The organism is Spirillospora sp. NPDC049024 (assembly GCF_040649235.1).
Lineage (GTDB): Bacteria > Actinomycetota > Actinomycetes > Streptosporangiales > Streptosporangiaceae > Spirillospora.
This window is the reverse complement of record NZ_JBEZFD010000001.1, coordinates 153,996-175,876: the sequence shown is the minus strand read 5'-3', so window position 1 is coordinate 175,876 and position 21,881 is coordinate 153,996. Positions and strand designations below refer to the sequence as shown.

Genomic DNA, 21,881 nt, shown 5'->3' with positions numbered 1-21,881 from the left:
GCGGCGTCAGTCCGCTTCCCGGCGGGGCGCCGTCCCTTCGGGATCGGGCCGGTCCTTCCCGGGCTCGCCGTCGGGCGGCGCGGGTTCCTCGTGCGGCTGCCCGTGGCGGCCCCACGCCTGATCCTCCGAGGGCCAGGCGGCGTACTCACCCGTCGGGTACCGCTGGGCCGGGTACTGCTCGCCTGCGTACTGCTGGTCGGTGTACTGCTGGTCGGCATAGGGAGGCTGCGGGTAGTCCTGCTCCTCTTGGCGCTGCGACTTCGCGACGCGGTCGCTGACGGGGCGGGCGAGGCTGAAGCCGACCACGAGCAGGGACGTGATGACCGCGAGGTACCAGCCGAACCGGACGGTGATCTGGTAGCCGAGGTCGAGGCCGGTCTGGGGCAGGTCGTCGCGGACGTCGCCGAGCCGCAGCACGAAGATCCCGCACACCAGCAGGGCGAGCATGCCGGGGACCGCGGCGAGCCCGCCGATCCGGGCGTCCCGCCCGATCAGGTCCCAGGCGGCCAGCGCGATCGCGATCACGGCGAGGACCGGGACGGCGAGGACGATGTCGTCGGCGTCGATGCCCGCGATGCTGCCGAGGTCGCGGCTCAGCGAGCGGCCGAACAGGTCGACGACGACCTCGGCGCGCGCCCACGGCAGGAACGCCGACACCAGCAGCCCGGACGCGGCGGTGATCAGGGCGGCGATCCAGGCGCCGCCGCCCCGCCGCGGGTACGGGCCGGGAGCGGCGGGGACGGCCTCGGCCGGCCCGTCGTGCGGCGGCGGATAGCCGTCGACGGGCGGCAGGAAGGACGGGCGCGACCGCGCGCGGCCCGCGTCGGATCCCAGGTCACCGGTCATGAACCCAGCGTAAACGTACGAAGGGCATTGCCCGGGACGGCCACCTCGGCGCGCGCGGATCTGTAGTTTGGAACGAAGTCCGTTATGGGAGGAGAGCGCCGGTGTTGCTCGTTTTTGGCCTGACGGCGGTGTTCCGTACGGTCAGCGAGGGGACGTTCCACTGCCCGCAGTGCGGGGGAGACCGCGCCTACCGGAGGCGCGCCGGACGCCGCTGGTTCTCGGTGTTCTTCGTCCCGATGGTGCCGCTGTGGCGCCTCGGGCACGCCGTGGAGTGCCGCACGTGCCGCGCCCGCCTCCCCGTGTCCGCCCTGCGGACGCCGACCGCGCAGCAGATGGCCGAGTCCCTGGCCGCCGGGATGCGGGCGGCCGCGGCCCTGGTGCTGCGCTCCGGCGATCCCGCCGACGCCGCCGCCCGCGCCCGCGCGATCACGACGGTCACCGGCTACGGCGAGCCCGACTACGACGCGGCCGCCGTGGACGCCGACCTCGCGCTGCGCCGGACGTTCCTGGAGCAGGAGGTCGTCCAGGCCGGGGCGCACCTCGCCGTGGAGGCCAAGGAGTGGTTCCTCGCGCAGGCCGTCCGGATCGGGCTGGCGGACGGCCCGCTCGGCGAGGGGGAGCGGTCCGCCCTGCACGGCATCGCCGACCTGCTCGGCATGTCCCGCGCCTACGCGCTCGGCGTCATCGTGACCACGGAGGGGGCGGCGCGCTGACATGCCTTCCGCCGCAGGCCCCGCCTCCGCGGGCAGCGCACTGGTCAGGCCGCCCGGGCCGCGCCTCGCCGAGGGCATCGTCACCCACGCGGACCGCCGCCCGGTGGACGTCGGGCTCGCGGCGCGCCAGCACGAGGCGTACGTCGCGGCGCTGCGGGCCGCGGGCTGGCGCGTCCGCGCCGTCGCGCCCGCCGACGACCTGCCCGACGCCGTCTTCGTCGAGGACGCCCTGGTCGTCTGCGGCGACCTGGCCGTCGTCGGCCGGTCCGGTGCGCCGGGCCGCCGCGGCGAGACCCCCGGCGCGGAGCAGGCCGCGCGCGACCTGGGCCTGCGGGTCGAGCGGATCAAGGAGCCCGGAACGCTGGACGGCGGGGACGTCCTGCAGGCCGACGGCACCGTCTACGTGGGCCGCGGCGCCCGGACCAACGAGGAGGGCATCTGCCAGCTCGCGCACCTGCTGGGCGGGCGGAAGGTCGTCCCGGTGGACATCCGCGGCTGCCTGCACCTGAAGTCGGCGATGACCGCGCTGCCGGACGGCGGCCTGATCGGCGTCCCGGAGATGGTGGACACGTCGGTTCTGCCGTGCCTGCGGGTCGTCCGCGAGCCGGAGGGCGCCCACGTGGTGGTGCTGGGGCCCGACCACGTCCTCATGGCGGCGTCGGCGCCGCGCACGGCCGCCCGGCTGGCGGCTGACGGCCTGCGCGTCACGAGCGTCGACATCAGCGAGTTCGAGGCGCTCGACGGTTGCGTGACCTGCCTCTCCGTCCTCGTACCCTGACAGGGGCAGGACCGCGGGGGAGGAACGTTGTGTCTCAGGATGCGGACGTTCGTTTCCGTAACACGGATGGCATCTGTTAACTTGGCGAACGTGTTGCGTGAGCTGCTCCTCCTTAGCGGCCGCAGCGGGGCCCTGTAAGCAGGCCGGCTCCCTCGCTGCGGGGCTTCGCCGTGGACGTCGGCCGCGAGGTTCGAGCAGAGAGAACTCACAGGATGTATCCGCAACAGCAGACTTCCGGCATGCCCTTCCAGCGCTACGCGCCGTTCGCCCCCGTCAGGCTGGCCGACCGGACGTGGCCGGACCAGGTGATCACCGAGGCTCCGCGCTGGTGCGCCGTCGACCTGCGCGACGGCAACCAGGCGCTGATCGACCCGATGGACTCGCACCGCAAGCTCAAGATGTTCGAGCTGCTGGTACGGATGGGCTACAAGGAGATCGAGGTCGGGTTCCCGGCGGCGAGCCAGACCGACTTCGACTTCGTCCGGCAGATCATCGAGGAGGACCGGATCCCCGATGACGTCGTCGTCCAGGTGCTGACCCAGGCCCGCCCCGAGCTGATCGAGCGGACCTTCGAGGCGGTGCGCGGCGCCAAGCAGGCGATCGTCCACCTGTACAACTCGACCAGCACGCTGCAGCGCCGCGTGGTGTTCGGGCAGGACAAGGACGGCATCACCGCGATCGCGGTCGAGGGCGCCAAGCTGTGCGCGAAGCTCGCCGAGGACATGGGCGACACCGAGATCTACTTCCAGTACTCGCCGGAGTCGTTCACCGGCACCGAGCTGGAGTACGCCGTCGAGGTCTGCAACGCCGTCAACGACGTGTGGAAGCCGACGCCGGACCGGAAGGTCATCGTCAACCTGCCCGCCACGGTGGAGATGGCCACCCCGAACGTGTACGCCGACCAGATCGAGTGGATGAACCGGAACCTGTCCTACCGGGACTCGGTCATCCTGTCGCTGCACCCCCACAACGACCGCGGGACGGCCGTCGCCGCCGCGGAGCTGGGCTACATGGCGGGCGCCGACCGCATCGAGGGCTGCCTGTTCGGCAACGGCGAGCGCACCGGCAACGTGTGCCTGGTCACCCTCGGCCTGAACCTGTTCACCCAGGGCGTCGACCCGCAGATCGACTTCTCCGACATCGACGAGATCCGCCGGACGGTCGAGTACTGCAACCAGCTGCCCGTCCACGAGCGGCACCCCTACGGCGGCGACCTGGTCTACACCGCGTTCTCCGGCTCCCACCAGGACGCCATCAACAAGGGCTTCGACCACCTGCGCCGCGACGCCGAGGCCGCAGGCGTGCCGGTGGAGCAGTACCGGTGGGAGGTCCCGTACCTGCCGATCGACCCGCACGACGTCGGCCGCACGTACGAGGCCGTGATCCGGGTGAACAGCCAGTCCGGCAAGGGCGGCGTCGCCTACATCATGAAGACCGAGCACGCGCTGGAGCTGCCGCGCCGGCTGCAGATCGAGTTCTCCCGGGTCGTGCAGGAGCACACCGACGCCGCGGGCGGCGAGGTCACCCCCGAGCGCATGTGGGAGATCTTCGAGGCGGAGTTCCTCACCGGCGGCCCGCGCGCCGGGCTGCTGGCGCACCGCGCGACGTCCCGGGTGGACGAGAAGGACGCGCTCAGCTGCGACATCCGCGTGAACGGCGAGATCCGCGAGATCGAGGGCGTCGGCAACGGCCCCGTGTCGGCGTTCGAGGACGCGCTCGCCACGATCGGGATCCACGTCCGGGTGCTGGACTACGCCGAGCACGCGATGAGCGCGGGCGGCGACGCGCGCGCCGCCGCCTACGTCGAGTGCGACGTGCGGTTCGGCGACGGGGAGGGCGCGACGGTGTGGGGCGTCGGCATCGACGGCAACATCGTCACCGCGTCCCTCAAGGCGATGCTGTCGGCCGTCAACCGGGTGGCCCGCGCGCAGGGGCGATGAGCGGTCTGCGGCCTCGGGTTCAGGTCCCCCCGGGCGCCTGAACCCGAGCCAGGACGGTCATATGCGTCCGAGGACGTGGTGGACCAGCTCCCGGAGGGGGCCGTGGAGCTGGGTCTCGCCGACGGTGGTCCGGTCGCCGTCGATGTCGATCTCGTAGAGGAACTGGTCGGGGATTCGGCCCGGCGGCGGCACGCTTTTCAGATCGACGCGGCCGACGAGCCTGGACAGCATGGGATCGCTGGCGCTGTCGGACTCGCCGCGCCGCTCGATCCCCGCGAACCCACCGCTGCGGACGACTGTCACCTTCACTGCGTCTCGTTCGCCCCCAAGGAGACTCCTACCCCCGCCCAGGCCCTGCTCACCGCCTCGGTCTCGACGGCGCCGGCTCCGTAGAGCGCGGTCGCGGCCTTCACGGTCGCGGCGGCGAAGCCGGCGAAGTCGACGTCGGAGGCGAGGGAACCGCCGGTGAGCGTGTCGTACCAGATGCGGCCGGCCTTCTCCCAGGCGTTGCCGCCGATGGCGGTGGCGGCGAGGAAGAAGGCGTGGTTGGGGATGCCCGAGTTGATGTGGACGCCGCCGTTGTCGCGGTAGGTGTCGACATAGTGGTCCATATGGGCGGGCTGCGGGTCCTTGCCGAGCTGCGGGTCGTCATAGGCGGTGCCGGGCTCCTTCATGGAGCGGAGCGCGACGCCGTGGACGCCGGGGGCGAGCAGGCCCTCCCCGATGAGCCAGTCGGCCCGGTCGGCGGCGTGGCCGAGATGCCACTGCTTGACGAGCGAGCCGAACACGTCGGACACCGACTCGTTGAGGGCGCCGGACTGGCCGTAGTACTCCAGGCCCGCGGCGTACTGGGTGACGCCGTGGACGAGTTCGTGCCCGGTGACGTCGAGCGGGGCGGTGAAGTCGGTGAACAGGACGCCGTCGCCGTCCCCGTACACCATCTGCTCGCCGTTCCAGAAAGCGTTGTCGTAGCGGTCGCCGTAGTGGACGGTCGAGACCATCGGCAGGCCGGCGCCGTCGATCGAGTCGCGCCGGTACACGGCCTCGAAGAAGTCGAAGGTCGCGCCCAGCCAGTCGTAGGCCCGGTCGGCGGTCGCGTCGCCGGTGGCGGGGGCGCCCTCGGCCCGGACGGTGCGGCCGGGCAGGTCCTCGCGGTGCCCGGCGTCGTTGATCGTCCGGTTGGGGACGAAGTCCTCGGACGGGGAGGGCGCCGCGGCCGCGGCCGTCCGGCGCTCGACGAACTGGGCGGAGGTGAGCGCCAGCGTACGGCGGGCCCGGCCGCGTATGGCCGGGTCCTCGGCATCGCGGGCGATCCGTTCCAGCATGTGCGGTGGCACGATGTGGCATCTCATACCACAACGCTGCCAGCAACCCGCCGTGCGGGCCATGGCTTTCGGGGGACCACTACGGCCGAATCCGGTCACGTTGCGTGTTCGTTATGAAGCGCAGCGGGGTCACTGAGTGACTTGTGGAGATCCTGCGGAAATGCTCCCGGCGCACCGAGGCACCGGGTGACGTGCGTCAGAATGAACGGGTGACCCTGTACCGCGACGAAGGCATCGTCCTGCGCACCCAGAAGCTGGGCGAGGCCGATCGCATCGTGACGGTGCTGACCCGGCGGACCGGCCGGATCCGCGCCGCGGCGAAGGGGGTCCGCAAGACCAGGTCCAGGTTCGGCGCCCGGCTGGAGCCGTTCACCCACGTGGACCTGCAGCTCTACGAGCGGCGCTCGCTCGATCTGATCACGCAGGCCGAGACGCTGCGCCCGTACGGCGAGGCGCTCGTCAGCGACTACCCCCGCTACACGGCGGGGACGGCGATGCTGGAGACCGCGGAGAAGCTCGCCGGCGAGGAGGGCGAGCCCGCGCTGCGGCAGTTCCTGCTGCTGGTCGGCGGGCTGCGCACGCTCGCCGAGCGCGTCCACGACCCCCGGCTCGTCCTGGACGCCTACCTGCTGCGCTCGCTGTCGGTCGCCGGCTGGGCGCCCGCGCTCGACGAGTGCTGCCGGTGCGGCAACCGCGGCGGGCTGCGCGGGTTCGCGATCGCGGCGGGCGGGGCGGTGTGCGCGAACTGCCGCCAGCCGGGCGCCGCGACCCCGGCGCCGCCGACGTTCGCGCTGATGCTGGCGCTGCTGCGCGGCGACTGGGAGTACGCCGACGGCAGCGAGCAGCGCCACCGGATGGAGACCAGCGGCCTGGTGGCCGCCTACCTGCAGTGGCATCTGGAGCACGGGATCCGTTCCCTGCGCCATGTGGAGCGCGAGACGCGCGACGACGACACCGATAGGGAGAGAGTTTGAGCAGGGCCGTATCGCCTCCGGAACCGCACCGGGCCGGCGCCACCCCGCCCCCCATCCCCGCGGACCTGGTGCCGCGGCACGTCGCCATCGTCATGGACGGCAACGGCCGCTGGGCGAAGGAGCGCGGCCTGCCGCGCACCGAGGGGCACAAGCGCGGCGAGGACTCGCTCTTCGACGTGATCATGGGCGCGATCGAGCTCGGCGTCCCGTACCTGTCGGCGTACGCGTTCTCCACCGAGAACTGGAAGCGCTCGCCGGACGAGGTGCGCTTCCTCATGGGCTTCAACCGGGACGTGATCCGCCGCCGCCGCGACCAGCTCCACTCGATGGGCGTGCGGGTGCGGTGGGCGGGCCGGCGGCCCCGGCTGTGGCGCAGCGTCATCAAGGAGCTGGAGACGGCCGAGGAGATGACGCGCGACAACGACGTCCTCACCCTGCAGTTCTGCGTGAACTACGGGGGCCGCGCCGAGATCGCGGACGCGGCGGCGGCGATCGCCAGGGACGTCCGGGACGGCCGGCTCGACCCCGGCAAGATCAACGAGAAGGTCTTCGCCCGCTACCTGGACGAGCCCGGCATCCCCGACGTCGACCTGTTCCTGCGCTCCTCCGGGGAGCAGCGCACGTCCAACTTCCTGCTCTGGCAGTCGGCCTACGCGGAGATGGTGTTCCTCGACACGCTCTGGCCCGACTTCGACCGCCGCCACCTTTGGCACGCCTGCGAGATCTACGCCTCCCGAGACCGCCGCTACGGCGGAGCGGTGCCTAATGCGGTCTTTTCGGGTCAGGCGCCCGGGGGCGCCTGACCCGAAAAGACCGCGTGCGATCGCTGGCATCGCTCCGTCTCGCCTGGCGGCTCGCTGCGCGATCAGTTTCTTGCTTCGCTCGAAACTGCCTTCGGACGCGATCGCGATCGTTCAGGTCGCCGCATGGCCGGGGAGTGGCTGGGCTTGGCCGGGTCAGACCAGGCTGGCGTCTAGGGTGATCTTGGTGCCGGCGAGGGCCTTGCTGACCGGGCAGCCTTCCTTGGCGGCCTGGGCGGCCTTCTCGAAGTCGGCGGCGGACAGGCCGGGGACGCTGGCCCGGACGGTCAGGTGGATGCCGGTGATGCCCTCGCCCGGCTGGAAGGTGACCTCGGCCTTGGTGTCGACCTTCTCCGGCGGGGTCCCGGCGCCGGCGAGGCCGTGCGAGAGGGCCATCGAGTAGCAGGTGGAGTGGGCGGCGGCGATGAGCTCCTCGGGGCTCGTCCGGCCGTTCGGCTCCTCGGACCGCGACGCCCAGGTCACGTCGTAGGTGCCGAGCTTCGAGGAGTCCAGCGAGACGGTCCCCTGCCCCTCCAGGAGGGAGCCTTCCCAGTGCGCGTTCGCGGTTCGTGTCGTTGCCATGCCCCGATTCTTCACCATGGCGCGGCCGGTAGATCACCCGAACCGCGGGAACGCCCCGCGCCGGAGGCCGGCGAGGGGCGTTCCGCGAGGGGTCGGGGCTAGTTGACGTTCACCGCGGACCAGGCCGCGGCGACGGTGTTGTACTGGGTGCTGCCCGAGCCGTAGAGGTCCTTGGCCGCGTTCAGCGTCGCGGTGCGCGCGCCGGCGTAGTTGGTCGAGGACGTCATGTAGGTGGTCAGCGCCCGGTACCAGATCTTCGTGGCGGCGTCCCGGCCGATGCCGGTGATCGTGGAGCCGTTGGACGTGGGGCTGTTGTAGGAGACGCCGTTGATCGTCTTCGCGCCGCTGCCCTCGGACAGCAGGTAGTAGAAGTGGTTGGCGACGCCCGAGGAGTAGTGCACGTCGAGGTTCTTGGTGTTCGTCGACCAGGAGTCGGCGGAGCTGCCGTCCTTGCTGGGCTTGTCCATGAAGCGCAGCGCGGCCTTGCCGAAGCCGGGCAGGACGATCTCCTCGCCCACCAGGTAGTCGCCGACGTCGTTGGAGTTGTTCGCGTAGAACTCCACGGCGGCGGCCATGATGTCGGAGGTGGCCTCGTTCAGGCCGCCGGACTCGCCGCTGTAGGTGAGGTTCGCGGTGGAGCTGGTGACGCCGTGGCTCATCTCGTGCGCGGCCACGTCCAGGGACGTGAGCGGGCCGAGCTGGCTGCCGTCACCGTCGCCGTAGGTCATGCAGAAGCACGAGTCGTCCCAGAAGGCGTTGGCGTAGCCGCTGCCGTAGTGGACGCGGTTGTAGGACCCCTTGCCGTCGCCGGCGATGCCGGTGCGGCCGAAGACGTTCTTGTAGAAGTCCCAGGTCGTGTTGGTGCCGAACTGGGCGTCCACGGCGACGGTGGCGCGGTCGGACGTCGTGCCGCTGCCCCAGTGGTTGTCGGCGTCGGTGAACAGGGTGGCGGGGGCCCTCTGGAAGCACCAGATCAGGAAGCAGAGGTCGGTCTGGTTCTCGGCGTCCCCGGTGTAGGTGTTGCCGCGCGTCGGGTCCTTCAGCTGGTAGGTGCTGCCGGACAGCGTCGTCTCGAGCGGGACGGTCCCGGTGTAGAGCGACTTGCCGTCGCCCGCGGTGGTCCGGATCGTCTCCTCGCGCAGCAGCACCTTGCCGGTCGCGGCGTCCACGGAGGTGAAGACGCGGCTGGGCGTCCCGTCGGCCTTCTTCCCGACGGTCTGGACGCGCCAGGCGAGGCGGGGGGCGTGGTCGGCGGTGCGGGCCTCCACGACGAGCGCGGGGGCGCCGTCGGCCTTGCGGCTCTTGGTGGCGGCGCGCTTCTCGGCGGTCTTGGCGGAGACCTCCGGGCTGGAGTCCGACGGCGCCTTGGCGAGGGTGAGGCTGGTGCCGCGCCATGCGCCGGCCGCCGACTCGTGGACGACGATGTCGCCGCCCAGGACGGGAAGGCCGTTGTAGGTGCGGGTCATGCGGGTGTGGGAGGTGCCGTCGCGGTCGATGCCGACCCCGACCACCTGGAACGCCTGCCCACCGCCGCCGCGGACCTCCGCGGCGCGGCCGGTGAGCGCCCGGAGTGCGTGCTCGGCGGCGGCGCGCGGACCGGGTGGGGACGCCGGCTGGCGCGCGGAGGCGGGGAGCGCGGTGGCGGCCGTCGCGAGCAACGTCGCCGAGGCCAGGAGCGCGGTCCTTCGGCTGGTGAACGCCCGTCTTGTCATGAACGCCCTCTCGTGCGGGCGCCACGCTCCCCCGAGGGCCCGCCGTCGAGCCCGCCGTGGCGACGGGACATTTATGACATAGGGCTACTGGGAAGTAGATGTAGCAATTTGACAAGAAATGCCTACGCTGCGTGTGAGATACCGGCTCTGTCCGAGTTCAGAGGGCAGCGAGAGGTTGGCAAAAGTGCGCGGGAAGGGCGTTTTCGGACTTCAGGACTGCTTCGCGGCGCAGTTCGCGCAGGTCCCGAAGACCTCCACCGTGTGGGTGATGTCGGTGAAGCCGTGCTCGGCGGCGATCATGTCGGCCCAGCGCTCCACGGCCGGGCCCTCGACCTCGACCGTCCGGCCGCAGCCGCGGCAGACGAGGTGGTGGTGGTGCTGCTCGGTGCGGCAGGCGCGGTACACGGCCTCGCCCTCGTCGGTGCGCAGCACGTCGACCTCGCCCGCGTCGCTGAGCGCCTGCAGCGCGCGGTAGACGGTGGTGAGGCCGATCTTGGAGCCGTCGGCGCGCAGGTCGGCGTAGATGTCCTGGGCGCTGCGGAAGCCCTCGCAGCCGGCCAGCACCTGACGTACCGCGTCCCGGCGGGCCGTCGTCATCCCCCTAGCACCTCCGCCTCGGCATCCACGCGCGGCTCGACGCCGGGCCCGGCACCCCTCGCGGGGACGGCGCCGGCCACGGCACGGGCACGCCGGCGGCGCACCACCGAGCCCCCGGCGACCGCGGCCACGAACACCGCGAGCGCCAGCAACACGATCGAGGGGCCCGGAGGGAGATCGTACTGGAAGGAACCCGCCAGACCCGCCACGGCCGACAGTACACCGATCCCCATCGCGGCCAGCATGGTGCTCCAGAATCCCCGCGTGAGCTGCTGCGCCGCCGCGACCGGGACGACCATCAGCGCGCTGACGAGCAGCAGCCCGATCGCGCGCATCGAGATCACCACCGTCACCGCGGCGGTCGCGGCGATCAGCACGCTGAGGAACCGGACGGGCAGCCCGGCCGCCCGCGCGACCTCCTCGTCCTGGCAGAGCAGGAACAGCTCGCGGCCGAACACCGCGACGACCGCGAGCACCGCGGCGGCGAGCCCCGCGACGACGTAAAGGTCGCTCACCGTCACGCTGCTGATCGAGCCGAACAGGTAGGACTGCAGGCCCGCCGAGCCGCCGCCGGCGGCGCTGGTCAGGAGCACCCCGCCCGCCAGCCCGCCGTAGAACAGCAGGGCGAGCACGACGTCCGCGCCGCTGCGGCTGCGCGCCCGCAGGACCTCGATCGCGATGGCGCCGAGCACCGAGACGGCCAGCGCGGCGAGGACGGGGGAGGTGCTGGTGAGCAGCCCGAGGCCGATGCCGGTCAGCGCGATGTGGCCGATGCCGTCGCCGAGCAGGGACAGCCTGCGCTGGACGACGAACGTCCCCACGGCGGGGGCGGTGAGGCCGATGAGCACCGCCATCACCAGGGCGATGCGCATGAAGTCGTAGTGCAGCATCTCGCTCACGCGGGCCTTTCGAGGGTCTGCCGGGCGGTCTCGCGGACGACGCGGCCGTGGTCGAGCTCGACCGTGCGGGTCACGAGCGGCTCCATCGGCCCGAGCTCGTGGGCCACGAGGACGACCGTGCGCCCGGCCCGGGCCAGCCCGTGCAGCGCGGACGCGAGCGCCGCCTGGCTGCCGGCGTCCACCCCGGCGGTCGGCTCGTCCATCACGAACACGTCGGGCTCGCCGGCGAGCGCGCGGGCGATCAGCACCCGCTGCTGCTGGCCGCCCGACAGCAGGTGCGCCGAGTCGCGGGCCCGCGCGGTCAGCCCGACCGTCTCCAGGGCGCGGTCGACGGCGGCGCGGTCGGCGGCCCGGTCGGCGAACGGCGCGGGCCGCCAGCGCGAGCGCCGGGCCACCCGTCCGGACGCCACGACCTCGCGGACGGTCGCGGGCACGCCGCCGCCCATCGGCAGCCGCTGCGGCACGTAGCCGATCCGCCGCCAGTCGCGGAACCGCGCGGGCGGCTCGCCGAAGATCTCGGTCCGGCCGCCGGCCAGCGGGACGAGCCCGAGCAGCGCCCGGACGAGGGTGGACTTGCCCGCCCCGTTCGGCCCGAGGACGGCGAGCACGTCGCCGGCCTCCACCCGCAGGTCGACGCCGGCGAGCACCGCGCGGCCGTCCCGCCGGACGAGCCCGCCGGTCATCGCGAACGGCGGGGCGGTGGTCCCGGTCATTGGTTCTCCTCCGTGGACACCCCGGCCTTCGGGCCGGGGAGGAAACGGGTTCTTGTGGAGCAGGTCGGGTAGGCCAGGGCGTTTCGGCGTCCGCCGGGACGGCTCGCGCCGAGGCTGCTAGAACGTGGGTCATGGCGCGGCAGGTCAGGCGGGCGTTCAAGCACCGCTTCTACCCCACGAGCGAGCAGGCGGCTGAGCTGTCGCGCACCTTCGGCTGCGTGCGGCTGGTGTACAACAAGGCGCTGGAGGAGCGCACCCGGGCCTGGCGCGCCGAGCAGCGCCGCATCTCCTACGCGCAGTCCTCGGCCGCGCTGACGCGGTGGAAGAAGACCGAGGAACTGGCCTTCCTCACTGAGGTGTCCTGCGTCCCGCTGCAGCAGGCATTGCGGCATCTGCAGACGGCGTTCGCCAACTTCTTCGCCAAGCGTGCCGCCTACCCACGGTTCAAGTCGCGCAAGAGGTCCCGTGCGTCGGCCGAGTACACCCGCAGCGCCTTCACCTGGCGCGACGGCCACCTCACGCTGGCCAAGATGACCGAGCCCCTGGACATCCGCTGGTCGCGTCCGCTTCCTCAGGGGACCGAGCCGTCCACGGTGACGGTGTCGCGCGACAGCGCCGGACGCTGGTTCGTCTCGATGCTGTGCCAGGAGACCATCCCCGCGGCCCCCGCCACAGGCGCGGCGGTCGGGATCGACGCCGGGATCACCACACTGGTGGCCCTGTCCACCGGGGAAAAGATCACCAACCCCCGCCACGAGCACCGTGACCGCGCCCGCCTGGCCAAGGCGCAGCGGAACCACTCCCGCAAAGCCAAAGGGTCGGCGAACCGGGAGAAGGCCCGCCGGAAGGTGGCGCGGGTGCATGCGCGGATCGCCGACCGGCGCCGCGACTTCCTGCACAAGGTGTCGACTCGTCTCGTCCGTGAGAACCAAACGGTCGTGATCGAGGACCTCACGGTCGCCAACCTGCTCAAGAACCGCAGCCTCGCGCGCGCCATCTCCGATGTGGCGTGGCGTGAGCTGCGGTCGATGCTGGAGTACAAGTGCGCGTGGTACGGCCGCGACCTGGTCGTGGTCGACCGCTGGTTCCCAAGCTCGAAGCTGTGCGGGGGCTGCGGAACCGTCCGCGCCGAGCTGCCGTTGGACGTCCGCGAATGGACGTGCGGGTGCGGCGCGGTGCATGACCGCGATGTGAACGCGGCGCGCAACATCCTGGCCGCCGGGCTGGCGGCGTCCGCCTGTGGAGACGGTGTAAGACCTCAATGGGACTCCTCCCGGACGGGGCGGTCGTCGGCGAAGCAGGAAACCCAGCGGGCGACCGCCGGGATCTCCCGCCTTCAGACGGAAGAAGAAGTCAAGAGCACTCCAGCGCGGGCCGCAGGGCCCCCAGGTTCTGTCGCATGATCGTCAAGTAGTCGCCGGACGCCCCGTCCGCCGCGCCCTCGGCCGGGTCGAGCACGGCCGTCCGCACGCCCGCCTCCCGCGCCAGGGCGCCGGCGACCCTCGGGTTCGCCAGGGTCTCGGTGAAGACCGTCGTCGCGCCGGTGGAGGAGACGAGCCGCGCCAGCTCGGCCAGCCTCTTCGGGGACGGTTCGCCGGACGGGTCCACCCCCGCGACCGGGATCTGCCGGAGCCGGTAGCGGTCGGCGAGGTAGCCGAACGCGGCGTGCGCGGTCACGATCTCCCGCCGCGCGCACGTGGCCAGCCCGTCCCGGAACTCGCGGTCGAGCCCGGTCAGCTCCCGCGCGGTGGAGCGGGCGCGCTCCCGGTAGCCGGCCGCGTGCTCGGGGTCGGCGGCGGCCAGCCGCTCGCCGAGCGCGGTGGCCACGGTCGCCATCCGGCTCGGATCGAGCCAGATGTGCGGGTCGTAGGGCGCCTCCCGGTGCCGTATCCCGTCGTGGGCCTCTTCGTCGTCGGTCTCGCCCGGCGGAGGGAGCTTCGGCACGAGGCTCGCGGCGTCGAGCGACCTGCCCCGCGCGTGCTTGCGGACCGCGTCGTCCACGGCGGGCTGGACGCCCTTGACGTAGACGGCGTAGTCGGCGTCCTCGACGTTCGCGACCTGCCGCGCCGTCAGCTCCAGATCGTGCGGCTCGGTTCCGGGCCTGGTGAGGGTCCGGACGAACACGTCGTCGCCGCCGACCTTCCCGGCCAGCCAGGCCACCGGGTAGAAGGACGCGACCACAGCGGTCCTGCCGGGCGGGACGTCGGCGCCCGCGTCGGCGCAGGCCGTCAGGCCCGCCGCCGCGCCGGCCAGGGCGACGGCCGCGGCCGTGGTTCGCAGGGCTGCGCGGATACGGGGCACGATGCGATTATGGACGAAGATGAAAACGATTGTCAAAACCGACCGATGCCGCGTCCCAGGGCGAACCCGACCAGAACCACCAGTGCGGCGACGCGCAGGGCCCGTCCCGAGCCGTCCAGCGCGGGCCAGTTCAGGTAGGCGAACCAGCCCAGCGCCGCGGCCAGCACCAGCAGCCCGGCCGCGGCCACCCAGCCGGTCCCGGCCATGCCGACCACCAGCAGCACGAACACGGCGGCGAGCAGGACCCATCGCGGCAGCCGGTGCAGGAACACCACCGGCGCCGCGCTGCGCCGCTCGACGGCCGCCCGCAGCCCCGTCCCGCGCTCACCTCTCGTCTCCACACGCCCAACGTACTGCCAGGATGGACGGATGATCGCGATAACCCGGTACCGGGTGCCGGAGGAGGAGTCCGGCGGCTTCGCCGAGAGCATGACCGCGGTGCTGGAGGCGCTGGCCGCCAGCACCGGTTTCCGCTCCGGACGCCTCGCCCGGACCGTCGACGACCCCGGCCTGTGGGCCCTCGTCACCGAATGGGACGGGGCGGGGCACTACCGCCGCGCGCTCGGCGCCTACGAGGTGCGGCTCCGGTTCATGCCGCTCGCCGCCCTCGCCGTGGACGAGCCCGGCGCCTACGAGGTGGTCTCCTCGGCCTGAGCGGCCCGCCCCGGCGACCGTCTGGCGGCGCGCCCGGGCGGCCGCTCCGGAGGCACGGTCAGAGTGCGGGAAACCGGTGGTCAAGAAGCGACCCGTCCCGGTTTCGGCGACCCGGTCAAGGTCATCCTTTCCGCACATGATCATGCACTCTGCGGGGGAGATGTGATGCGCCGTGCCGTCCTGTTCAGCGTCTCGTCCGGGGCGGCGGCCGTCGCCGCCGCCCTCACCGTCGCCGGGACGGCCCCCGCGCGGCCCGCGCCCCATCAGGCCGCCGCGCTCACCGGACGGGGGCCCGCGGGGAGCGCGGCGACCGCGCACGGTCCCCGCGTGGTCGAGTACCGGGGTCTGCGCGTCCCCGTCCCGGCCGGCTGGGAGGTGCACCGGCTCGACCGGGAGCCGTCCCGCTGCGTCCGCTACGACCGGCACGCGGTCTACCTCGGCCGTCCCGGCCCGCAGCCGGACTGCCCGGCCCGGATCGTCGGCCGGACCGAGGCCCTCCACATCCAGCCCGCGGGGAACGGCCGCGCCGCCCGGACCGTGCACGCCCGGAGGCTCGCCTCGCTGACCGTCGCGCGGACCGCCGACCATGAGACGCGGCTCACCCTTTCCGAGGCCGGTGTCACGATCACGGGCGTGTACGGCACGGATCCGGCGAAGCTCCAGCGGATCCTGCGCGGCACCCGGCTGTCCGGGAAGTGGAAGGCCGGGCCGGGAGCCCGCCGCACCGCCGTCCCCTCGCCGCCGGACGAGGGCGGCTCCCCCGACGAGGGCGCGGAGTCCGGCGACGGGCCGGCGCCCGTAGGGAGCCCGGAGCCCAGCGGAGGCCCGGTGCCCACCGACGTCCCCTCGCCCAGCCAGGGGACGGCGCTGGAGCGCCCGTGGGTGCGCGGGAGGGGGTTCGACACCTGCACGGCCCCGTCCCTCGCGACGATGAGGGCCTGGCGCCCCTCCTTCAAGGTCACCAACATCTACATCGGGGGAGCGGCGCGCGGTTGCGCCCAGCCGAACCTGACGGCGTCCTGGGTGAGGCAGGTGCGCGCGATGGGCTACCGCCTCACCGCCACCTACGTGGGCCTTCAGGCGCCGTGCGGCTACCGCCGGCAGCGGTTCACCGCTGGGAACGCCGCGTCGCAGGGCACCCGGGCCGCCGTGGACGCGGCCCGCAGGGCCAGGGCACTCGGCATCCCGGAAGGCAAGCCGCTCTACTACGACATGGAGGCCTACAGGCACGGGGACAGCGCCTGCAGGGCCGCCGTCCTCCGGTTCGTCGACAACTGGGTCGACCGGCTGAAGTCCGAGGGGTACGTGCCGTGCCTCTACAGCAGCTCCACGTCCGGTATCCGCGACGTGGGCCGGTCCTCGATCAGCAAGCCGGTGGGCATCTGGTTCGCCAACTGGGACGGCCGGGCCAAGGTGTACGGCGACCCCCACCTGCCGGACGGCTGGTGGTCCCCGCACCGCCGCATCAAGCAGTACCGCGGCGGCCACCGGGAGACGCACGGCGGGGTCTCCCTGCTCGTCGACAGCGACATCGCCGACGGGCGCGTTTACTAGGTCCTGTCCAACGGCCCCCGTGCCCTAAGCTGGGGAACACTCTCCGGCGGCGGCGGCGACCGCGCCGGAGCACATCACCGGGGATCACACTCGCCGCCGCCCGCCGTCGCCGCGGGACCGGGGCGCACTCACTGTTCCCGCCGACCGCCAGCCGGATGGAGAATCTCTCATGGCACGCCGTTCCGATGTGCTGGACACGATCGTCAACCTCGCCAAGCGGCGGGGCCTGGTCTACCCGTCGAGCGAGATCTACGGCGGGCTCCGCGCCTCCTGGGACTACGGCCCGCTCGGTGTCGAGCTGAAGAACAACGTCAAGCGCCAGTGGTGGAAGTCGATGGTGCAGGGCCGCGACGACGTCGTCGGCCTCGACTCGTGCGTCATCCTGGCGCGCGAGGTCTGGGAGGCCAGCGGCCACGTCCAGGCGTTCGTCGACCCGCTCACCGAGTGCCAGTCCTGCCACAAGCGCTTCCGGGCCGACCACCTGGAGGAGGCCTACGAGGAGAAGCACGGCCGCCCGCCCGCGAACGGCCTCGCCGACATCACGTGCCCGAACTGCGGCGTGAAGGGCTCGTTCACCGAGCCGAAGATGTTCAACGGGCTGCTCAAGACCTACCTCGGCCCCGTCGAGGACGAGTCGGGCCTGGCCTACCTGCGCCCCGAGACCGCGCAGGGCATCTTCATCAACTACCTGAACGTCCAGCAGTCCGCGCGCCGCAAGGTGCCGTTCGGCATCGGCCAGATCGGCAAGTCGTTCCGCAACGAGATCACGCCCGGCAACTTCATCTTCCGGACCCGCGAGTTCGAGCAGATGGAGATGGAGTTCTTCGTCAAGCCCGGCAGCGACGAGGAATGGCACCAGTACTGGATCGACGAGCGCATGCAGTGGTACGTCGACCTCGGCATCCGCAAGGAGAACCTGCGGTTGTTCGAGCACCCGCAGGAGAAGCTGTCGCACTACTCCAAGCGCACCGTCGACGTGGAGTACCGCTTCGACTTCGTCGGCAGCGAGTGGGGCGAGCTGGAGGGCATCGCCAACCGCACCGACTACGACCTGACGACGCACTCCAAGGCGTCCGGCGCCGACCTGTCGTTCTTCGACCAGGAGTCCGGCGAGCGGTTCACCCCGTACGTGATCGAGCCCGCGGCGGGCGTCGACCGCTGCACGCTCACCTTCATGATGGACGCCTACACCGAGGACGAGGCGCCGAACGCCAAGGGCAAGATGGAGAAGCGCGCCGTCATGCGGCTCGACCGGCGGCTCGCCCCGGTGAAGGTCGCGGTGCTGCCGCTGTCGCGCAACGCCGACCTGTCCCCGAAGGCCCGCGACCTCGCCGCGCAGCTGCGCCGCAACTGGAACGTCGAGTTCGACGACGCCGGCGCCATCGGCCGCCGCTACCGCCGCCAGGACGAGATCGGCACCCCGTTCTGCGTCACCGTCGACTTCGACACCCTGGAGGACGACGCGGTGACCGTCCGGGAGCGCGACTCGATGAGCCAGGAGCGCATCGCGATCAGCCAGGTCGAGTCGTTCCTCGCCGCGCAGCTCGTCGGCTGCTGAGCCGGCTCCGGGGCCGGGGCCCCGGTGACGACGTGACGGGCCGCCCCGTGCCGGGGCGGCCCGCTTGCCTGGGAGCACGTTCTGGGAGGGGCCCTGCCGCCTCCTGGGGAGCTCCGTTCCGGCCTCCCGTCAGCTCGTGACGTAGAGGGCCTGGTCGTAGGTGCCGGATCCGGCGACCGACTCGCCGCGCAGCGCGTACGTGGCGGTCACGGTGGCGGTGGACGGGCAGAGGAAGCTGCTGCCCGACTGCTTGTTGACCGTGGCGTTCTGCACGCCGACCTGCGCGTCGCTGCTGGAGGTGACGGGCCGCGAGCCGTTGTCTCCGTTGTAGCCGTTGGCGGTGAGGTTGCCGCCGTACACGCAGGTGATGCCGCCGAAGAGGTTCACCACGGCCTTCACCTTGAAGTTCGCGATCGTGACGGTGGCGTCCCTGCCGCCGGTGTGGTTGGGGTCGTAGGTGACGTTGCCGCCTGTCCACGGCAGGCTCTGCGCGGTGATCGTCGAGCTGGTGCTGCCGCTGCAGGCACCGCCGCCGTCGCCGGTGAAGGTGGCCGAGCTGACGTTCAGCCCGCTGCCGTCCGAGCTGATGGCGCCGGTCATCGTCGACTGGCTGCAGGAGCCGCCGCCGAGCGAGCTGCTGACCGTCGCGGTGCCGAGCAGCGAGGCCTGCACGTTGCCGGAGTAGGCAGCGGCCGTGGCCGAGCCCTTGCGGATGGTCGTGCCCGCGGCGTACGCGGGGGCGACCCCCGCGGCGAGAACGGCCAGCGCGGCGGTCCCGACGATCGCGGTCTGTCTGATTCGTGCCACCGGATACTCCTCTGTCCGGTTCGGGGTGGGCATACGCGAAAGTAATTCGCATAAATGGCGCAGGCAATGGCGGGCGGTCGACTGCGACGTGGCCGGATCGGGACACCCGCCAGTGTCTGCTGGTAAGGCCGGGTGTGCGGGGGCGGGCAAGGGCTTTGTCACGCAACCCCTTCTTGACGGGCCTGCTTTCACGCCTTCGCCTGCCGGGTCAGGGTGCGCGCCGCCCGGAGGAAAGTGGGCTAGGTTGGCGGGAACGGCCGGGCGAGCGGCCGCCGGAGACCTGGGAGGGAGGGCGGAATGGGCGACGAGCGCCACCCCGCCTTCCGCCGCCCCGTCGCCCGGCTGCTCGTCGTCGTCCTCGGCCTCCTCGGCTTCGTCGCCGGACCGGTCGGCGCCGGCGTCCCAGCCGGCGCGTGCGCGCCGGGCAGGGCGCCCTCCACCGGGACGGTCTCCGGCGTCCGCGCCGGCGTGGTGCACCAGGCGCCGTCCCGCACCCGGCTCTCCGGCAAACAGCGCACGGCCGGGCGTACGCAGACCGCGATCGCCGCCGCCGCGCTCCACGCGGCGGGAGCGGCGGCGCCGAGCGCCCAGCCCGAGCACGCGACGCTCCCGGCGTCCGGCGCCGCGGCCAGGCCGTCGTCCGGACGCCTCGTCCGGGCCGCGGCCGCGCACGTCCCGCCCGACGTCGCGCCGAGGGGCGCCCCGCGCGGGCGCGCTCCGCCCGCCTCCACAGGGATCTGAGCTCTTCGTCCCCGGTGCCGCACGCCCGCGTGCGGCGCCGAAGCCCCTGTGTGGAGGTTCCCCTTGACTCGCGCCAACGTGGTGCGGGCGGTACTGGCGTTCGCCGTGCTCGCCACATCGTTCTACTTCGCCTGGTCCAAACCCGCCCGCCTCGGCCTCGACCTCCGCGGCGGCACCCAGATCGTCCTGGAGACGCAGGACTCGCCGACCGTGAAGGCCGACCGGGAGTCCACCGACCGCGCCCGCGAGGTGCTGCACCGGCGCGTCGACGCGCTCGGGGTCGCCGAGTCGTCCATCACCCGGTCCGGGGACCGGCGGCTGATCGTCGAGCTGCCGGACGTCCAGGACCCGACCCGCGCCGCCGAGGCCATCGGCAAGACCGCGCAGCTCACCGCCCATCCGGTGCTGGCCGGGGGCGGCGCGCCGGCCAAGGGGCAGCAGCAGATCCCGGATGAGAGCGGGCAGCAGATCCTCATCGGCCCCGCCGCGCTCACCGGTGCCGGGATCGGCTCGGCGAGCGCCTCCTACGACCCGCAGAACCTCGGCGGCTGGGCCGTCGACGTCAAGTTCAAGGGCGGCGGGGGCGCCATCTGGGAGCGGCTGACCGCCAAGGCCGCCTGCGCGGTCGGCGACGAGCGCCGCGTCGCCATCGTCCTGGACGGCAAGGTGATCTCCTCGCCGCAGGTCACCGAGAGCGTCGCCTGCGGCGTCGGCATCACCGGCGGCTCCACCCAGATCACCGGGGACTTCAGCCCGGACGAGGCCAAGGACCTCGCGGCGCTCATCCAGGGCGGCTCGCTGCCCGTCCCGGTGAAGATCATCGAGCAGCGGGTGGTCGGCCCGACGCTCGGCGACGAGGCGATCGACGCCAGCGCCCGCGCCGCCGTCATCGGCATCCTGCTGACCGGCCTGTTCATCGTGGCCGTCTACCGGCTGGCCGGCCTGCTCGCCACGGTCGCGCTCGCCGGGTACGCGCTGATCTCCTACGGCGCCCTCGTCGCCGTCGGCGCCACCCTCACGCTGCCGGGCCTCGCCGGGTTCGTCCTGGCCATCGGCATGGCGATCGACGCCAACGTGCTGGCCTTCGAACGCGCGCGGGAGGAGCGGGCCGCGGCGCCGGGCCGCGGCGCGCGGGCGGCGCTGGCCGTCGGGTTCGACAAGGCCTGGTCCGCGATCGGCGACTCGGCCGTCACGACCCTGCTGGCCGGTGGCCTGCTGTTCTTCCTGGCCTCCGGGCCGGTCCGGGGCTTCGGCGTCACGCTGACCATCGGCGTGCTGGGCTCCCTCGTCTCCGCGATGCTGCTGAGCCGGGTGCTCACCGACGCCGCCGCCGCGCGCATGCCGAGGCTCAGCAAGGGCAGGGCGGGCGGACTCGGCGGCTCCGGCCGCATCCGGGCGTGGCTGGAGAACAGCGGCCCCGACATCATGAAGCGCAGCCGGCTCTGGCTGGGCCTGTCCGCGCTCGCCGTCGTCATCGCGGTCACGGGGATCTTCGCCCGCGGCCTGAACTTCGGCGTGGAGTTCACCGGCGGACGCCTGGTCGAGTACTCCACCAGCAGGCACGTCGACATCGACGCCGCCCGCGCCGCCGTCGCCGACGCCGGGTTCCCGCGCGCCGTCGTCCAGACCTCGGGGAAGGACGACATCTCCGTCCGGACGTCCGACCTGGGCAACGCGGAGGAGAAGCGCATCCAGGACGCCCTCGCGAAGGAGGGCGGCGGCGCCGTCAAGCAGCGCGACGAGCTGATCGGCCCCAGCCTCGGCGACGAGCTGCGGACCAAGGCGCTCATCGCCCTCGCCGTGGCCCTGCTGGTCCAGCTCGCCTACCTGACGATCCGGTTCCGGTGGACGTTCGCGGCGGGCTCGGTCCTCGCGATGTTCCACGACATCACGATCGTCACCGGGGTCTTCGCCTGGCTCGGCAAGCCGATCGACGGCGTCTTCCTCGCCGCCCTGCTCACGATCATCGGGTACTCGGTGAACGACTCGGTGGTCGTGTTCGACCGCGTCCGGGAGATGTGGACGGCGAATCCGAAGGGCCGGTTCGCCGACATCGCGAACCGGGGCACCCTGCAGACCGTCCCTCGGACGATCAACACCGGGGTGGGCGCCCTGTTCATCCTGGCGGCCCTGGCCGTCCTCGGCGGCGACTCCCTGACGGACTTCGCCATCGCGCTCCTGATCGGCATCGTCGTCGGCACCTACTCCAGCGTCTTCACCGCGACGCCGCTGGCGGTCGTGCTGGAGCGCCGCACGAAGGCCCCGCCGCCCCAGCCGAAGCAGAAGTCCAGGCCCGTCCGCCGCACCCCCGACGACTCGGGCGCCGTCGTCTGACCCCCCGGGCCGCCGCCCGCCCCGGCGGCGGCCCGGCGGGGACGCCGCCCGCC

General features: G+C 72.6%; 22 protein-coding genes. 11 read left to right on the top strand and 11 right to left on the bottom strand.

Going from position 1 to position 21,881, the window contains the following annotated elements; genetic code table 11:
• Positions 1–6 precede the first annotated feature (6 nt).
• Positions 7–846, bottom strand: a complete 840-nt coding sequence (locus AB0C21_RS00845) for a hypothetical protein (protein WP_500202032.1) — start codon at positions 844–846, stop codon at positions 7–9.
• A 101-nt stretch (positions 847–947) separates the two neighbouring features.
• On the opposite strand from AB0C21_RS00845, the gene AB0C21_RS00840 reads away from it, so the two are divergent.
• The 3 genes from AB0C21_RS00840 to leuA all read left to right on the top strand — a co-directional run bounded on the left by AB0C21_RS00840 (position 948) and on the right by leuA (position 4,277).
• The gene (locus tag AB0C21_RS00840) at positions 948–1,559 is read left to right on the top strand and encodes a hypothetical protein (RefSeq protein WP_500202031.1); all 612 of its coding nucleotides are present in this window, start codon (positions 948–950) and stop codon (positions 1,557–1,559) included.
• A gap of 1 nt (position 1,560) precedes the next feature.
• On the top strand, positions 1,561–2,337 hold the full coding sequence (gene ddaH / locus AB0C21_RS00835; protein WP_500202030.1) for a dimethylargininase: 777 nt from the start codon (positions 1,561–1,563) through the stop codon (positions 2,335–2,337).
• 212 nt (positions 2,338–2,549) lie between these two features.
• Positions 2,550–4,277, top strand: a complete 1,728-nt coding sequence (gene leuA, locus AB0C21_RS00830; protein WP_500202029.1) for a 2-isopropylmalate synthase — start codon at positions 2,550–2,552, stop codon at positions 4,275–4,277.
• Positions 4,278–4,334: 57 nt separating this feature from the next.
• On the opposite strand, the gene AB0C21_RS00825 is transcribed toward leuA, so the two are convergent.
• Both AB0C21_RS00825 and AB0C21_RS00820 read right to left on the bottom strand, forming a co-directional pair.
• On the bottom strand, positions 4,335–4,586 hold the full coding sequence (locus tag AB0C21_RS00825; RefSeq protein ID WP_353820246.1) for a protealysin inhibitor emfourin: 252 nt from the start codon (positions 4,584–4,586) through the stop codon (positions 4,335–4,337).
• Positions 4,583–5,602, bottom strand: coding sequence for a M4 family metallopeptidase (locus AB0C21_RS00820; RefSeq protein WP_500202028.1), 1,020 nt, complete (start codon positions 5,600–5,602; stop codon positions 4,583–4,585). The genes AB0C21_RS00825 and AB0C21_RS00820 overlap by 4 nt, the downstream gene beginning before the upstream one ends.
• Positions 5,603–5,811: 209 nt before the next feature.
• Here AB0C21_RS00820 and recO point away from each other — a divergent pair, with 209 nt between their 5' ends.
• Complete coding sequence (gene recO, locus AB0C21_RS00815) at positions 5,812–6,576, top strand: DNA repair protein RecO (protein ID WP_500202027.1); 765 nt, start codon at positions 5,812–5,814, stop codon at positions 6,574–6,576.
• A complete protein-coding gene (locus AB0C21_RS00810; protein WP_500202026.1) occupies positions 6,573–7,379 on the top strand; it encodes an isoprenyl transferase in 807 nt (268 codons plus the stop codon). The genes recO and AB0C21_RS00810 overlap by 4 nt, the downstream gene beginning before the upstream one ends.
• A 153-nt stretch (positions 7,380–7,532) precedes the next feature.
• On the opposite strand, the gene AB0C21_RS00805 is transcribed toward AB0C21_RS00810, so the two are convergent.
• The 5 genes from AB0C21_RS00805 to AB0C21_RS00785 form a co-directional block, all read right to left on the bottom strand.
• Positions 7,533–7,958, bottom strand: a complete 426-nt coding sequence (locus tag AB0C21_RS00805) for an OsmC family protein (RefSeq protein ID WP_500202025.1) — start codon at positions 7,956–7,958, stop codon at positions 7,533–7,535.
• 98 nt (positions 7,959–8,056) lie between these two features.
• Entirely contained in the window at positions 8,057–9,670 is a 1,614-nt protein-coding gene (locus tag AB0C21_RS00800) for a M4 family metallopeptidase (protein ID WP_500202024.1), read from the bottom strand.
• Positions 9,671–9,880: 210 nt separating this feature from the next.
• Entirely contained in the window at positions 9,881–10,267 is a 387-nt protein-coding gene (locus AB0C21_RS00795) for a Fur family transcriptional regulator (protein WP_500202023.1), read from the bottom strand.
• Positions 10,264–11,166, bottom strand: a complete 903-nt coding sequence (locus tag AB0C21_RS00790; RefSeq protein ID WP_149257587.1) for a metal ABC transporter permease — start codon at positions 11,164–11,166, stop codon at positions 10,264–10,266. The genes AB0C21_RS00795 and AB0C21_RS00790 overlap by 4 nt, the downstream gene beginning before the upstream one ends.
• A complete protein-coding gene (locus AB0C21_RS00785; protein ID WP_500202022.1) occupies positions 11,163–11,879 on the bottom strand; it encodes a metal ABC transporter ATP-binding protein in 717 nt (238 codons plus the stop codon). The genes AB0C21_RS00790 and AB0C21_RS00785 overlap by 4 nt, the downstream gene beginning before the upstream one ends.
• Positions 11,880–12,010: 131 nt before the next feature.
• On the opposite strand from AB0C21_RS00785, the gene AB0C21_RS00780 reads away from it, so the two are divergent.
• A complete protein-coding gene (locus AB0C21_RS00780) occupies positions 12,011–13,282 on the top strand; it encodes an RNA-guided endonuclease InsQ/TnpB family protein (RefSeq protein ID WP_500202021.1) in 1,272 nt (423 codons plus the stop codon).
• On the opposite strand, the gene AB0C21_RS00775 is transcribed toward AB0C21_RS00780, so the two are convergent.
• Both AB0C21_RS00775 and AB0C21_RS00770 read right to left on the bottom strand, forming a co-directional pair.
• Positions 13,233–14,180 (bottom strand): metal ABC transporter substrate-binding protein, encoded by a 948-nt coding sequence (locus tag AB0C21_RS00775; protein WP_500202020.1) that lies wholly within the window; start codon positions 14,178–14,180, stop codon positions 13,233–13,235. The two genes, AB0C21_RS00780 and AB0C21_RS00775, sit on opposite strands and share 50 nt — an antisense overlap.
• A gap of 32 nt (positions 14,181–14,212) precedes the next feature.
• Positions 14,213–14,521, bottom strand: a complete 309-nt coding sequence (locus AB0C21_RS00770; protein ID WP_500202019.1) for a DUF6703 family protein — start codon at positions 14,519–14,521, stop codon at positions 14,213–14,215.
• A gap of 28 nt (positions 14,522–14,549) precedes the next feature.
• Here AB0C21_RS00770 and AB0C21_RS00765 point away from each other — a divergent pair, with 28 nt between their 5' ends.
• The 3 genes from AB0C21_RS00765 (at position 14,550) to AB0C21_RS00755 (ending at position 17,946) form a co-directional block, all read left to right on the top strand.
• Positions 14,550–14,834: an antibiotic biosynthesis monooxygenase family protein gene (locus AB0C21_RS00765; RefSeq protein WP_149257583.1), complete on the top strand. Its 285-nt coding sequence runs from the start codon at positions 14,550–14,552 to the stop codon at positions 14,832–14,834.
• A 165-nt stretch (positions 14,835–14,999) separates the two neighbouring features.
• Positions 15,000–16,388 (top strand): DUF1906 domain-containing protein, encoded by a 1,389-nt coding sequence (locus AB0C21_RS00760; protein ID WP_500202018.1) that lies wholly within the window; start codon positions 15,000–15,002, stop codon positions 16,386–16,388.
• A gap of 169 nt (positions 16,389–16,557) precedes the next feature.
• Positions 16,558–17,946 (top strand): glycine--tRNA ligase, encoded by a 1,389-nt coding sequence (locus AB0C21_RS00755; protein ID WP_500202016.1) that lies wholly within the window; start codon positions 16,558–16,560, stop codon positions 17,944–17,946.
• Between the two features lie 129 nt (positions 17,947–18,075).
• On the opposite strand, the gene AB0C21_RS00750 is transcribed toward AB0C21_RS00755, so the two are convergent.
• Positions 18,076–18,753 carry a hypothetical protein gene (locus AB0C21_RS00750; RefSeq protein WP_500202015.1) on the bottom strand — a complete coding sequence of 226 codons (678 nt, stop codon included), beginning with the start codon at positions 18,751–18,753 and terminating at the stop codon, positions 18,076–18,078.
• Between the two features lie 297 nt (positions 18,754–19,050).
• Between AB0C21_RS00750 and AB0C21_RS00745 the strand changes: the two genes are divergently transcribed.
• Positions 19,051–19,494, top strand: coding sequence for a hypothetical protein (locus tag AB0C21_RS00745; RefSeq protein ID WP_500202014.1), 444 nt, complete (start codon positions 19,051–19,053; stop codon positions 19,492–19,494).
• Positions 19,495–19,557: 63 nt separating this feature from the next.
• The gene (secD, locus tag AB0C21_RS00740) at positions 19,558–21,828 is read left to right on the top strand and encodes a protein translocase subunit SecD (RefSeq protein ID WP_500202013.1); all 2,271 of its coding nucleotides are present in this window, start codon (positions 19,558–19,560) and stop codon (positions 21,826–21,828) included.
• Positions 21,829–21,881 lie beyond the last annotated feature (53 nt).